The sequence below is a fragment of the Virgibacillus proomii genome, from assembly GCF_900162615.1.
Lineage (GTDB): Bacteria > Bacillota > Bacilli > Bacillales > Amphibacillaceae > Virgibacillus > Virgibacillus proomii.
In genome coordinates this window covers 838,281-853,831 of sequence record NZ_FUFN01000009.1, presented here as the reverse complement: position 1 = coordinate 853,831, position 15,551 = coordinate 838,281, and the positions used below count along the sequence as shown (strand labels likewise).

The 15,551-nt window shown below is 38.7% G+C and carries 9 protein-coding genes; 8 read left to right on the top strand and 1 reads right to left on the bottom strand.

What is annotated here, in order from left to right; genetic code table 11:
* Positions 1-6 precede the first annotated feature (6 nt).
* From BN1066_RS06520 to BN1066_RS06510, 3 genes are all read left to right on the top strand, one after another.
* A complete protein-coding gene (locus tag BN1066_RS06520) occupies positions 7-651 on the top strand; it encodes a LytTR family DNA-binding domain-containing protein (RefSeq protein WP_077318635.1) in 645 nt (214 codons plus the stop codon).
* Positions 652-1,130: 479 nt separating this feature from the next.
* Positions 1,131-2,645 (top strand): succinyl-CoA:acetate CoA-transferase ScpC, encoded by a 1,515-nt coding sequence (scpC, locus tag BN1066_RS06515; RefSeq protein WP_077318634.1) that lies wholly within the window; start codon positions 1,131-1,133, stop codon positions 2,643-2,645.
* Positions 2,646-3,470: 825 nt separating this feature from the next.
* On the top strand, positions 3,471-4,010 hold the full coding sequence (locus BN1066_RS06510) for a D-glycero-alpha-D-manno-heptose-1,7-bisphosphate 7-phosphatase (RefSeq protein ID WP_077318633.1): 540 nt from the start codon (positions 3,471-3,473) through the stop codon (positions 4,008-4,010).
* A gap of 317 nt (positions 4,011-4,327) precedes the next feature.
* Here the strand turns inward: BN1066_RS06510 and htpX are convergent, their stop codons facing one another.
* On the bottom strand, positions 4,328-5,203 hold the full coding sequence (gene htpX / locus BN1066_RS06505) for a protease HtpX (protein WP_077318632.1): 876 nt from the start codon (positions 5,201-5,203) through the stop codon (positions 4,328-4,330).
* 481 nt (positions 5,204-5,684) lie between these two features.
* Here htpX and wrbA point away from each other — a divergent pair, with 481 nt between their 5' ends.
* The 5 genes from wrbA (at position 5,685) to BN1066_RS06480 (ending at position 15,441) form a co-directional block, all read left to right on the top strand.
* Entirely contained in the window at positions 5,685-6,287 is a 603-nt protein-coding gene (wrbA, locus tag BN1066_RS06500) for an NAD(P)H:quinone oxidoreductase (RefSeq protein ID WP_077318631.1), read from the top strand.
* A gap of 507 nt (positions 6,288-6,794) precedes the next feature.
* Positions 6,795-7,631 carry a 3-methyl-2-oxobutanoate hydroxymethyltransferase gene (panB, locus tag BN1066_RS06495; protein WP_077318630.1) on the top strand — a complete coding sequence of 279 codons (837 nt, stop codon included), beginning with the start codon at positions 6,795-6,797 and terminating at the stop codon, positions 7,629-7,631.
* Position 7,632: 1 nt separating this feature from the next.
* Entirely contained in the window at positions 7,633-8,478 is an 846-nt protein-coding gene (panC, locus tag BN1066_RS06490) for a pantoate--beta-alanine ligase (protein ID WP_077318629.1), read from the top strand.
* A gap of 801 nt (positions 8,479-9,279) precedes the next feature.
* Positions 9,280-13,881: a glutamate synthase large subunit gene (gene gltB / locus BN1066_RS06485; RefSeq protein ID WP_077318628.1), complete on the top strand. Its 4,602-nt coding sequence runs from the start codon at positions 9,280-9,282 to the stop codon at positions 13,879-13,881.
* 72 nt (positions 13,882-13,953) lie between these two features.
* Positions 13,954-15,441: a glutamate synthase subunit beta gene (locus BN1066_RS06480; RefSeq protein ID WP_077318627.1), complete on the top strand. Its 1,488-nt coding sequence runs from the start codon at positions 13,954-13,956 to the stop codon at positions 15,439-15,441.
* The last annotated feature ends 110 nt before the right edge of the window (positions 15,442-15,551 follow it).

The window sequence follows — 15,551 nt, the reverse complement described above, 5'->3', positions numbered from 1 at the left end:
AAGATTATGCAACGACTTACAACAAGTTCTTTACTAGATGTTATTGGGGAGCTCTTTTCCGATGAAATATCAATTGCGGTTACATCGACGACAGAATATATTTATTACCGACCCAGCGTACGTGTTGATTTGAAGATTAGGCCGGGAGACCCCATTAAGGAAGGGACGCTAGCCAACAAAGCAATTGTTACGGAACAAAAGGTATCAGAGTTTATTCCTCGTAATGTCTATGGTGTTCCTTATCATGGAATGGCTGTACCATTTCATTCTCAAGGTAAGTTAGAAGGATGTGTCATGGCCATTTATCCTGCATTAACAGAGGGGAAATCTGTTATTACTGTGAAAACATCAGATGGCTGGAAGCCGCTTCCTTTTAACGACGTAGTGTATTTGGAAGTAAAAGAAAGAAAAACCCGGATAGTTACAAACGCCTTTACAGGTGTTCATCGTAAGGCTTTGCAGGAGTTTGAATATATGCTGCCCAAGGCATATTTTATTCGTTGCCATCGCTCTTACATTGCTAATGTAAATCATATTGTGCATATATACCCGGATACTCATTCAACATTTGTATTGGAAATGGATAATGGAGACCAGTTGCCTGTTAGTCAGTCCTATTCAAGTTATTTTCGCAAATTGCTAGGTTTTTAATGTTATAGTTAGTGAATTTCCAGATCTTAGCGAAGCGGTGGATTAGACATGGAAGATGTTGATGTATTACGTGTAAGTTCTTATTTGTTTGATTGCGAGCTTTTGTAACGAAAATTAAAAGGAAGTAAGATAAGAATTCATGAAAAAATATAAGATTTATTTAGGTTTAATTATTTATTGTATAATTGTTTTTACTGCCACTATATTATTTTATTTACCTAATGTTCCTTATGCGTTTGTAATCATAGGATTTGATGTTAATGCAATTGTAAATAAAATAAAAAACAGGTACTTGTTTTTTAACTAGACGTCGTCTGTACTTAAAAGCCTGTCATTAGCCAAGTTTCGTGTTCTGCTTTAGCCATTAATTATGCTGTCTCATACCGATTATAGCTCTTTTTGACACCTATCCACAAAAAAGAAAGCGCTTCATATAAAATAGATTGTAAATTCTAAATAAACTAGAAAGGGGTCTGGGGATGGGTATAATGCAGGAAAGAATCGAGGACAGTCGATTACATGATCGAATTGTCACCGCAGACGAAGCAGCATCATGGATTCAGGATGGCATGACGTTGGGACTTAGTGGCTTTACCCGGGCAGGGGATGCAAAAGCTGTTCCAACTGCGCTCGTCCGAAGAGCAGAGAATGGTGAGCAATTAAAGGTAAATATATTTACAGGTGCTTCTTTAGGCTCCGATATTGATAAAATGTTGGCGGAATCTGGATTAGTAAATAAACGCTTGCCGTTTCAGGCTGATCCAAGCATGCGAAAGAAAATAAATGAAGGGGAACATTTATTTGTTGATCAACATCTTTCACATACCGCAGAATTATTAAGAAGCAATGTACTCGATCGCGTTGACTATGCAATTTTGGAAGCGATTTCCATAACGGAAGATGGGCAGATCATTCCGACAACATCTATTGGAAATTCGCTTGCTTTTGCAGAAAATGCGAAAGCAATTATTGTTGAAATTAATACAGCTCATTCGCCATTGCTAAAAGGGGTGCATGATTTATACAATCCAAATGAACAAGGTAATCGTGATCCCATACCGTTAACAAAAGTAGATGATCGTATTGGCTCAATTGGAATTTCGGTAGATATGAATAAAATAAAGGGCATTGTCTTCACAAATCAACATGATTCGCCTTCTACCATTGTTCAGCCAGATAATGAAACGGAAATAATGGCGGGGTATTTATTGGACTTTTTGCGTGATGAGATTGCAGAGGGACGTTTGACGAAGAAGTTAGCACCATTACAGTCAGGTATAGGATCAGTTGCCAATGCAGTTTTGCATGGAATAATCAATTCTGAATTTGAAGACCTGCAAGTATATTCAGAAGTATTACAAGACGCTGTTTTTGACCTAATTGATGCTCATAAAGTTAAGACTGCATCGGCTTGCTCGATCACGTTATCTCAGGAAAAGATGGAACAGGTCTTTAACAGCTTTGAAAAGTATCGAGATAAAATTATAATGCGACCACAGGAAATTTCAAATCACCCGGAAATTATTCGCCGTTTGGGAATTATCGCTATTAATACCGCATTAGAAGTTGATATTTATGGGAATGTGAATTCAACCCATGTGCTAGGAACGAAGATGATGAATGGAATTGGCGGATCAGGTGATTTCGCGCGAAACGCAAGATTGTCTATTTTTGTTACGAAATCAGTTGCTAAGCACGGCAAAATTTCGAGTGTTGTCCCATTTGTATCTCATGTTGATCATACAGAACATGATGTAGATGTACTTGTTACCGAGCAGGGCTATGCTGATTTAAGAGGACTTGCACCAAGAGAGAGAGTACCATTAATCATTGAAAACTGTGCTCATCCTATGTATCGGGAGCAATTGTGGGAGTATTATCGAGAAGCATTAAAAGGTGGTGGACAAACACCTCATAACTTGGAGAAAGCGCTTAGCTGGCATATTAATTTTTCAAAAAATGGAACAATGCGTAGTCTTATCCATCAAAGATGATGTTTAGCTTTTATATTTAGTTTTTGCTTAGGATTTGTTAACTTGGCAGTATCATACTAAACTGCAACAAACAATCTTTTATAGTAATAATCGTTTGAATCAACATTAATGGAGAACAAAATAGATAACGTCTTACGTTATCGTAAATCGATGTATGGAAACAAAGGGGTATGAAATAATAGTAATAGGGGCTTCATTTCTTAAAAAGAAATGAAGCTTTTTTATACTATAGGAAAGTATAAACTTTTAGGCTTTTTCAAGAGCCTTTAGTTGATGCAAAGGGTCAAAGCGGGAGAAAACGGCACCTAAATGCCCGATTGGTTCAACTAACATTCCGTGTAAAAAGCATTCCACGGAATGAAGTTTCACTTTATCGTATAAGAAAAACGCTAGCTTTCGCCATAAAGACTTAGCGACAAGCCAAGTTTTTCTAATGTCTAGGAGATGATATCCGTTTTTCCATGATGGCTATCTTATTTGAAATTGCATCGTCTAGCTTATGATCTATGCTGAATAAGTTTTAAGGTGTTAGAGATTCGATGATGTCGAATAAATACAATTGACAGCAAGCTTTCTAAAATAAGTGAGCCTCTAATTACCTAGACTAAACGTGGGCTTGCTCAAGTTAGTTCGATTTCATTTTCCGTACTTTAAAGTTTGAATAAGCACATCGATTGTAAAGGAGCTATCTTCTGAATAAGGGATGGTACGGGATTTACTATCTTTTCTGTCGGTAAATCGGTACGGAAAAATATCCATTCGTTTGTTAGTGTAATACCCGTTGCTGTATAAAACAAGCGCTTTTTAAAGAAAGAGGTGATAAATATGGGAAAACGAGCTGTATATTTGGATCGAGATGGAGTAATTAACGAGGTACTGACAAAACGAGTTACGTTTGTCAATCACCCTGATGATTTCTATCTATTACATGGGGTTGGGCCGTCTATTAAGCGGTTTAACGAGTTAGGTTATTATGTATTTGTTGTAACTAATCAAGGCGGTATCGGGCTAGGATATATGACGGAAGCAGAATTGACTCGTGTACATGAAAAAATGATAGCAGAGCTTGCAGCATACGGTGCAGAAATTCATGCAATTGCTTATTGTCCACATAAGCCTGATGCTGGATGCAGTTGCCGAAAGCCTAGTGCAAAAATGATTAACGATTTAGCAAGACAATATAACGTTGATTTAGCAACTAGTTATATGATAGGGGATCGTGATGTGGATATAACAGCGGGGAAAAATGCTGGGTTAACTACCATTTTGATTGGGAAACGTGAGAAAACAAGTAAGAAGGCAGATTTAAAATTTTCAGATTTAACAGATGTAGCTGATTATTTGACCGATCAAGCACACAGGTAGATATAATAATGGTCTCCCGGGCAGGACTTTTGTCTAGGGATTGGGGGACATTTTAATATGGAATAGCTGTGTTCAAAAAGTTCCGTAAAAATGACCCAGTCACCTAATGTCTCTATATAAAACCATTTTGCTCCTGTTCCACTTTAGAACTTAAGAACAGGATGTAGAGAGTTAGTGTTTTAACCGATAAGGAAAATGGAGGGAGCGATATATTGCTCGCAGAAAAAAGTGTCTTTCTATTATAAGGTTTATTCCTTTGTTCTACTTCTATCAGTAGCAGGGGATAAAGGAAAAGTTCTACTGATAGAAGTTTCACTTTATTTTAAGCGGCTAATTCTCTCATCCAAGCTTGGATGTGTGGAGAAGAAGGAGGTCTTTTTCGTGCCATTTATTTTTAAGGTGGCAATCGCAGTTTCTTCTTCCCGCATGCGATTTGAATAAAGCTTTAGTGATTCTAAAGCATGTTTCATTTTATCCTTTCCAGCTAAGTCAGCTCCGCCGCGATCTGCATGAAACTCACGGTGTCGTGAGTAAGCAAAAACAACCAGACTGCCAAGTACGGAAAAGATGAGCTGGAAGAAAATAATCGCTATAAAATGAATAATAGGAGCAAGTTCCTCTTTTACAAATCGTGACACAATAAACGCTGCAATCCGAGCCAGGAAGACAACAAATGTATTGACGATACCTTGTAATAAAGTCATAGTTACCATGTCACCATTGGCAATATGAGCAACCTCATGAGCAATGACTCCTTCAATTGCATCATCGTCCATTTCATTTAATAGCCCACTTGAGACAGCTACTAAGGAGCGTTTCTTTGATGGACCTGTTGCAAAAGCATTCACTTCTTTTGCCTGATAAATGCCTACCTCGGGCATATGCATTAATCCAGCAGCTCTTGCTAGACGGTGAACTTTTTCCACTACTTCTTTTTCTTGCTCTGTTAAACGACCATTTGGTTCGATAATTTGCACACCCATGATTCTTTTTGCCATCCAACGAGACATGGATAATGAGATAAATGAACCGGTAAAACCGATAATGGCGCTAAAGATTAATAGTGTTCCCAACTGTAATTGACCATCTTCTCCAATATACTTCCAGGTTCCGGGAATCAGTGTGAAAATAATGGAAATGGTTAACAGTACAAGGATGTTTGTTAACAAAAAATATAAAATTCGTTTTCCCATTGTTTCAATCCTTTCTTTTTTCCCCTCTAAACTAGTATTAATTATATGATGTTATTAATCAACTAACAACAATAAGGTATAAAAAGTTACAGAAAATTTATAAATTATTTTTATAAATGATGAAAGTAAGAGCGAATACCTAACAATGGCAAAATTGAATCATCCAGCATGTTTGAAGACTCTGGATCTAACTGAAATAAGTCAGCTCCCCAAACTGAATCTAGCTGGATTTTCAGTAGCTTTTTTGCTAATTTGGACAATGCTATAAAAACAACGAGCTGAACTTGAGCAACACACTAATTTTATGTATGAGTTAGTTAGTTGACAGAACATATTTTGTTGATTATTATAGTTACGTAAAGTAACTAGTTTATCAAACGATATTAATGTTGCTTTCATGAATAATTCAGTGCAGTAAGGGAATTTTATGTAACAACAATTTCATAAACATTAACTGCAAGAACATAAAGGAGACGATATAATGGAAAAAGTAAAATTATCTATTATTTACTACAGTTCAACCGGAATTAACTATCAATTAGCTACATGGGCAAAAGAAGCAGCTACAGAAGCTGGTGCAGAAGTCCGCCTAGTAAAGGTTCCAGAACTTGCACCAGAATCAGCAATTGCACAAAATCCAGCATGGAAAGCTCATTATGAAGCAACAAAAGATGTAAAAGAAGCTACATCTGATGATATTGAATGGGCAGATGCTATTATCTTTTCAACGCCGACACGTTTCGGGAATGTTGCTTCTCAAATGAAGCAATTCATTGATATGCAAGGTGGACTTTGGAGTGCCGGGAAAACTACCAACAAAGTAGTTAGTGCGATGTCCTCAGCATCCAATCCACATGGTGGACAAGAAGCTACTGTTTTATCATTATATACTTCCATGATGCACTGGGGAGCAATCATTGTACCTCCTGGATACACGGATGATAGTGCGTTTGTTTCAGGTGGAAATCCTTATGGTGTGAGTGTGACACAAGACCAAAATGGTAAGATGGTGGAAGATGTAGAAGCAGCAGTTAAACATCAAGCAAAACGGACGATTGAAATTGCGAAGAAAATAAAAGCATAACCCTTTTAAAAACAAGCTGATCGGCTAATCGATCAGCTTGTTTAGCTTATTTCAATCGTGAAGTGATAGCTTAAAAAGCTGATATTAATGAAACTTTACTTAGTGAGTTTTTTTCTACGAAAGAGTAAGGCTAAGATTGCAACGCCTATGTATCAGTGAGAAGTTTTTGCTTATTGTCAGGAAACGTTTTAACATGGTAGCTATCTTTTTAAAAGGATCTTCATTTAACTTTATCACCTTAGAAGCTCTCCAATTTGTACGTTCAAATCGAACGTGTATTTCTATGGTGCCCGAGTTGTAGATTTCTTAAATCTTCGAAGTAAACGGTATCTATTCGCAATAAATAAAGGAAAAGAAATTAGGAAAATAACAGAAAATTTGCTATAATTTTTAAAATACAATCTTTTAAAAAAGGGTTCCATTCGGCACCTATTATCTATAAAAAAGAGTAGCTATAGAGAATGTTTGAAGATTTACCCTACTTTCTACCAAGACTGGAGGATAAAAATGAAATCAACAACCGATTTTCGGCAAATGAAACGAGCAGGAGAAAAAATTACCATGCTGACTGCGTATGATTATCCACAGGCGAAGCTTGCTGAACAAGCAGGTATAGATTTGATTTTAGTCGGCGATTCACTAGGAATGGTTGTTCTTGGCTATGATTCAACCGTTCCTGTTACTATAAGCGATATGATTCATCATACTAAAGCAGTTAAACGGGGAGCACTAGATACATTCATTGTAACAGACTTACCTTTTATGTCCTTTCATATAAGTAAAGAAGAAGCGCTTCGAGCTGCGGGTAAAATCATGCAGGTAGGTGGAGCACATGCAGTCAAGTTGGAAGGCGGAGGAGAAGTAATAGAAACGATCAAAGCTCTAACCAATGCCGGTGTTCCAGTGGTGGGACATCTTGGATTAACACCACAAACAGCTGGGGTGTTTGGCGGGTATAAAGTACAGGCGAAAACTGCTGAGCAAGCGACAAGGCTGATTAAAGATGCCAAAAGATGTGAAGCATCAGGTGCTTTTGCACTTGTGTTGGAATGTATTCCCCATCAGCTTGCAAAAGAAGTCTCTTCCCAGCTAAACATTCCCGTCATTGGGATTGGTGCAGGTCCTCAAACGGATGGACAGGTGCTTGTATTTCATGATGTGGTTACATTTGGAATAGATCGCATTCCTAAATTTGTTAAAAAGTTTGCTGATGTAAATCATGCAGTTTCTCAGGGGCTAAGTGACTATATTCGAGAGGTGAAAATAGGTACGTTTCCCGAAATAAACAAGCATACATTTAAAATGGATCAGGAAGAAATTGCTTCCTTGTATGGAGGGGAATAAATTGAAAATAATTTCATCAAAGCACGATATAAACCAATTGGCAAAGCAATCAAAGGCAAGTGGTAAATCAATTGGGTTTGTTCCGACAATGGGATTTTTGCATGAGGGACATCTAGCACTTGTAAAAGAAGCTAGACAAGAAAATGATTGCGTAATTATGAGCATTTTTGTTAATCCAATTCAATTTGGACCAAGCGAGGATTATGATATGTATCCCCGAGATGCAGAACGTGATAAAAAACTGGCTAAGGAAGCGGGTGTTGATATATTATTTATGCCAAGTGTAGATGAGATGTATAAGAAGAAACAGTCTGTAAAGATGATGGTAACAGAAAGGACAAATAGGCTATGCGGAGCTAAACGACCAATGCATTTTGATGGTGTGGTCATGGTTCTAACTAAACTATTTCATCTCACCATACCCGATCGTGCTTATTTTGGCTTAAAAGATGCACAGCAGTTTGCAATTGTATCAGCACTTGTCGATGATTTCGATTTTTCTGTGGAAATTGTTCCGGTTAATACTGTAAGAGAACCTTCTGGATTAGCAATCAGCTCTAGAAATGTCTATTTAACGGCTGAGGAAAGACAGAAAGCTCCTGCTTTGTATCATAGCTTATTGTTAGGGAAAAAACGGATCGCAGAGGGAGAGACCGACGTCACCGTTATTACCGATGCTGTTAACGACTATCTCCATCAACATCTGACCGCCAAAATTGATTATGTAGAGCTATTAAGCTTTCCTGAATTAGAAACAATATCTGTAGCCAGTGGCAACATGATTCTTGCAGCAGCAATTCAATTTTCAGCGGCAAGGCTTATTGATAATATTATTATGGAGAGCTAGCCTTTGTTCTCAGCAAAACAAGAAGTTAATTGTAAACTAGAAACCTTTTACAAGTGCTGAAAGAGAAAGCAAATATTTACAATATATTTGTTTGGGAATGGGAAAAAGAAGTGTAATTAAAAAAGCGGTTTTTATCATCATTCTAAATGCTGTACAAATGAAGAATTTTTATACGTTCTAACGCTCCAGGAAATTCGATGCGTCATTTTTACCCCATATGTAACTGGCAGTTAGACCTGCCCTTTAAATGCTTTGAGGTGAAGCCTAAGAGGATAAGTGGAGGATCCGACTGCAATTTAAATGTCGATTCTATTCTTTCTAATCACATCAGTGGGGGATAAAAGAAAACCCTACTGATGGAAGATTTACTTTATCCTACCTTTTGAACACCTCTTAATAAGCAATGATAAGTGTAAATTAATGGAGCGTCCAATGATCAGCTTCATAAATGATGCTTGAATATAGGATGGGGATGATTAAATTATTCACGGAAACGGCAAAAGATTTGAATTTTTTATGACAAACTGCTTTCACTCAAAAGTAGTTGAAATACATGCATTTATCATGCATAAGAAAATATCCAACCATTTGATCATAGCGTTTACAACTTTTAAATTTAAATAAAAATGCATGAAAATAACTTATCTGAATTTTGAGTTAATCGTAATTTTGTGATATAGTATTTCTACTACACTATTTTTCCGAAACAATTAGAAAATTAATTATTGGAAAAATAGGTATAATAGGATTTTTACAAATATTATCAGTGACATAACCGATGTCAAGGAAGGGGATAGTTGGATGCCAAGAAATAAACTCCCTGAAGCGCAGGGATTATATCATCCACAATTTGAGCATGAAGCATGTGGAATTGGGATGATAGCAAATATCAATGGAAAACAAACTCATCATATTGTCCAAAATGCCATTAGTCTTTTATGCAATTTGGAACATCGAGGCGGACAGTCTGCTGATACGAGTACAGGTGATGGTGCAGGAATTTTGACACAAATTCCTAATCGCTTTTTTCAAAAGCAATGTGTCAAAGAAGGGATTCAGCTTCCACCTAAGGGTGAATATGGAATCGGGATGATCTTTCTTCCGAGAGACCATGGGCTTCGTCTGAAAATCAAGGCGATGTTTGAACAAATTATTCAAGAAGAAGGTCAACATTTTCTCGGCTGGCGTCCTGTTCCGACGAATGAATCATTTATAGGAAAATTAGCCGTAACATCGATGCCAACGATTCGCCAACTCTTTATCCAAAAATCACCGGATCTTCAAGATCAAAAAGCATTTGAACGAAAGCTTTACGTGATTCGCAAACGCATGGAGCAAGAAGCTGGTAAGTTTCCAGAACTGGAAGATATTTATATTTGCAGCTTGTCCTCTCGTACAATTGTATATAAAGGTATGCTCATTCCAGAGCAATTAGATGCCTTTTACATTGATTTAAACCATCCTGATTTTAAATCTGCACTTGCTTTAGTTCATTCTCGATTTAGTACAAACACATTTCCAAGTTGGAAGAGGTCACATCCGAATCGTTATACCATTCATAACGGAGAATTTAATACACTGCGAGGAAATGTTAATTGGATGCGTGCTAGGGAGAAGCTATGCTCATCTGATTATTTTACAGAGGAAGATATGAAGAAAATTCTTCCAATAATTGATTACGATGGCAGTGATTCATCTATTTTTGATAATACATTTGAATTTCTTCATTTATCTGGACGTTCCTTAGCACATACAGCTATGATGATGATTCCTGAAGCCTGGTCCCATGATCAAGCGATGAAGGAAGAGAAACGTGATTTCTATGAATATCATAGTACATTGATGGAGCCTTGGGATGGACCGGCAGCACTTGTCTTTTCGGACGGTAAACAAATAGGCGCTTGTCTTGATCGAAACGGTTTACGGCCAGCTCGTTATTATGTAACGAAAAGCGGTATGATTGTCTTGGGGTCAGAAGTAGGCGCACTGGATATATTTGCAGATGATATTTTGTATAAGAAACGTATAGAACCTGGAAAAATGCTATTGGTAGATTTGGAAAAAGGTATAATCGTTCCTGATGATGATATAAAAATGCAAATTGCCTCCGAACAACCGTATAAAGAATGGTTAAAAAACAAGTTGGATTTAGATGATCTCCCAGAAGTCAACTATCAACCACCTGTTGAGGAAGATTTAATCAAGCTGCAACAGGCATTTGGGTATACACGAGAAGAACTAAATAAGATGATCAAGCCACTGATTATCAATGGTAAAGATCCGATTGGTTCAATGGGATATGACTCACCTCTAGCTGTATTATCAAAAAAGCCGCAATTATTATACAACTATTTTAAACAACTATTCGCACAAGTAACGAACCCGCCGATTGATGCCATTCGCGAAAAGATAATCACGATGACAGAAACAACCATTGGGGCGGAAGGTAATCTCGTTCGACCTACAGCCCTAAGTTGTCGACAGATTCGCCTAGGGACCCCCATTTTGAAAAATGAGGAATTAGAAAAATTACGCGTTCAGCAATTGGATGGCTTTAAAGCAGAGACGTTACCGATACACTTTGAGACAACTACAACAAAGCCTGGCATGGAAAAAGCACTTAATCAGCTGTTTCTTCAAGCAGATCAAGCGATTAAAAATGGAGCAGTTCTCTTGATTTTATCTGATCGTGGAATTGGTAAAGAGAAGGCGGCTATCCCGGCGCTGTTAGCTGTATCGGGCTTACATCATCATTTAATTCGCCAAGGAATTCGCACGAAGGTTAGTTTATTACTGGAAACTGGTGAGCCGCGTGAAGTTCATCATTTTGCTGCACTGCTTGGTTACGGTGCAGAAGCGATCAATCCATATCTTGCAATTCATTCCATTAAAGATCTAGTTGAAAAGCAGCAACTGGAAGGATATTCGAAAGATCAGGCGATTGAAAAATATATTCAATCTGTCACTGACGGTATCATTAAAGTGTTATCGAAAATGGGTATCTCGACAATTCAGAGCTATCGTGGAGCACAAATCTTTGAAGCTATCGGTATTAAGCGAGATGTCATCGATAAATACTTTACTCATACCGCTTCTAGATTAGGTGGAATTGGACTGGATATCATGGAACAAGAAGCGCAAATGCGTCATCAACATGCCTTTCATGAAAATCGTGGGGCAAATAGCACCCTGGAAGCAGGGGATGAATATCAATATCGCCAAGGTGGAGAAGACCATCAGTATAATCCTAGAACGATTCATACTTTGCAGCATGCTTGCCGTACTGGAAATTATGAATTGTTTAAGGAGTATTCAAAGCTATTGACCGACGAAACGAAAAACTTGCAAACGTTACGAGGTTTAATGTCTTTTAAACAACGTAAGCCAATTCCGATTGATGAAGTAGAGTCTGTAGCGTCTATTTGTGCTAGATTCAAGACAGGGGCGATGTCATTCGGTTCCATTAGTAAAGAAGCGCATGAAGCGTTGGCGATCGCCATGAACCGTATCGGCGGACGAAGTAATAGTGGAGAAGGTGGGGAATCACCAGATCGGTTTACCCGAGATGCTAATGGTGATTTACGACGCAGCGCCATTAAGCAAGTGGCTTCTGGAAGATTCGGGGTGAACAGTCACTATCTTGTCAATGCCGATGAAATTCAAATAAAAGTTGGGCAAGGAGCAAAACCGGGAGAAGGGGGCCAATTACCTGGTAATAAAGTATATCCATGGGTGGCAGAAGTGCGTGGATCTACGCCAGGAGTTGAACTGATTTCACCACCGCCTCACCACGATATTTACTCCATCGAGGATTTAGCCGAATTAATTTATAATCTAAAAAATGCAAATCCTCAGGCGCGAATTAGTGTGAAGCTCGTATCGGCAGTTGGTGTAGGTACAATTGCTGCAGGTGTTGCGAAGGGGCGTGCAGATCTCGTGTTAATTAGTGGCTACGATGGTGGTACAGGAGCGGCTCCACGGACAAGTATAAAGCATACGGGATTACCGTGGGAAATAGGCTTAGCAGAAACACATCAAACGCTGTTATTAAATGGATTAAGAGACCGGATCGTAGTAGAAACAGACGGAAAATTGATGACAGGAAGAGATGTAGTGATTGCTAGTTTATTAGGAGCTGAAGAATTCGGTTTTTCCACAGCGCCGCTTGTTGTTCTTGGGTGTGTCATGATGCGTGTATGCCATTTAGATACATGTCCTGTTGGTATTGCTACCCAAAATCCAGAGTTACGTAAAAAATTTATTGGTGATCCACATGATGTTGTTGCCTTTATGAAATTTATCGCCCAAGAAACAAGGGAAATCATGGCACAATTAGGGTTTCGCACCATCAATGAAATGATCGGCAGGACAGATGTATTGGAGTTTAATGAGGCGCTGGATCATTGGAAGGCAAAAGGCATTGATTTATCGGCAATTTTTTATCAGCCTGATGTTCCGGAACATGTCGGGCGTTACGCTACAATGCAACAAGATCATGGCATGGAAAAGACGTTAGACTATCAAGAATTAATTCCAAATTGTAAACCAGCTCTGGATAATGGTGAACCAGTTGAGTTTACTACTGCTATTCGTAATATTAATCGTGCGACAGGTACGTTATTGGGAAGTGAAGTATCAAGACGATATGGGGAAAGAGGGCTTCCGGAAGATACAATAAAACTGAATTTTAGTGGATCAGCCGGACAGAGCTTTGGTGCTTTTACCCCTCCTGGTATGACGCTTCGATTAATTGGTGATGCAAATGACTTCGTTGGTAAAGGACTATCCGGTGGGAAGATTATTGTTCATCCTGACCCAAATGTTACCTTTACCCCGGAAAAGAATACGATCATTGGTAATGTTGCTTTTTATGGATCATCACGGGGTGAAGCATATATTCGTGGACTTGCAGGAGAACGGTTTGCTGTTAGAAATAGTGGTGCCACGATTGTCGTTGAGGGTGTTGGTGACCATGGCTGTGAATATATGACAGGAGGAACCGTTGTTGTTTTAGGTAAAACAGGACGAAATTTTGCCGCAGGAATGTCCGGTGGTATTGCTTATGTGTTGGATGAAAGTGGATCGTTCCGTTCCCAGGTAAATCAGGAGTTAGTAACGCTGGAAACCTTAGTTGAACAAGATGAAATAGACCAATTAATTCAGCTGATTGAACAACATGTGATCGAAACAAATAGTGCACATGCAAAGCGAATTTTAAACTATTGGGACAACTATATGCATTATTTTGTCAAAGTTATTCCGACAGCTTATCTGCACATACAACAGCGGATCGCTGCGCTAAGAAAAGAAGGACTCAGCAAGTTTGATGCAGAAATGCTTGCCTTTGAAGAAAGAAAACAAGTAGTAACAGAAAAGAAAAAACAGCGGATCAGTGTCGTGTAATAGGTCTTTTCAGCTACTTATGAAGCTTCGTCAATGGACAGACAATGATAAATGTTATAAAGGAGGCATATGATGGGAAAACAAACCGGATTTATGGAATATGACAGACAAACAAGAAGAGAAAGAGATCCGCTTAAACGAACGAAGGATTGGTTTGATTATACCATTCCACTAACCGATAAGGAAATTCAAATTCAAGGGGCACGCTGCATGGACTGCGGCGTTCCTACTTGCCATACCGGTATGGAATTAGATGGAGTTACTACGGGTTGTCCAGTCTATCATCTGATCCCTGAGTGGAATGAGTTGGTTTATCAAGGAAAGTGGAAGGAAGCTTTGGAATTGGCGCATGTACAAAACAATTTTCCGGAATTTACAGGGATAGCATGTCCGGCACCTTGTGAGGGAGCATGCGTACTCGGGATTAATAAGCCGCCAGTTGCTATTCGGACAATAGAACGAGCAATCATTGAAAAAGGATTTGCAGAAGGATGGGTCGTTCCAAGTCCTCCTAAAAAGCGAACCGGAAAGAAGGTGGCAGTTGTTGGGTCAGGACCAGCGGGTCTTGCTGCAGCAGCCCAACTCAATAAAGCAGGACATCTTGTAACGGTCTTTGAACGGAGCGATCGAGTGGGGGGATTATTAACATATGGGATTCCGGAAATGAAGCTCTCCTATGATATTGTTATGCGACGTGTAGCTATTTTAGAGCAAGAAGGAATCAAGTTCCTAACGAATACGGAAGTTGGCAAGGATATTACCAAAGAAGCGCTAAAACAGCAATTTGATGCAATCATACTTTGCAGTGGAGCAACGGTACATCGGGATCTCCAAGTAGAGGGAAATCATCTAAAAGGAATTCATTTCGCCATGGATTTTCTTCATGCTAATACAAAAAGTCTATTAGATTCGAATTTACAGGATGATAATTATATCTCAGCAGCAGGTAAAGATGTGGTAGTAATCGGCGGTGGAGATACGGGGACGGATTGTTTAGCGACCGCTGTCCGTCATAATTGCAAAAGCCTCGTTCAATTTGATATTTATGATAAAAAAGGGTTCGTACGTGAGATGGAAACAAATCCTTGGCCGCAATATCCAAAAATTCATCGTGTTGAATACGGTCATAAAGAAGCTGGTCGTGTATTTGGCTCAGACCCTCGAGCGTATACAGTGATGACGAAAAAGTTGGTAGGTGATGAATACGGGAATGTAAAAGAAGTTCATACCATGAATGTAAAGCTTTGCTACGATGAGGCTGGTAATAAAATACGTAAGGAAATTCCCGGTACAGATAAAGTTTGGCCTGCTGATCTCGTATTAATTGCTATCGGATTTCGTGGTCCGGAACAAACGTTACTCCAGCATTTTGGTGTAGATACTACAGATAAATCAACCGCTTTAGCAGAGTATGACGACTATCGCACGAATGTAGATGGAATTTTTGCAGCTGGCGATATGCGCCGTGGCCAAAGTTTGATCGTTTGGGCTATTCATGAAGGGCGAGGTGCAGCAAGGGAGTGTGATCGTTATTTAATGGGAGAGACAGTATTGCCATAGAAGAAACAATAGAGCTGTTCAATAATACTCACAGGTTTGAACAGCTCTTTATGATGCCTCGATAATTATATTTATTCTACATGGTGGATATCTTTTTTGAAAAATAGCTT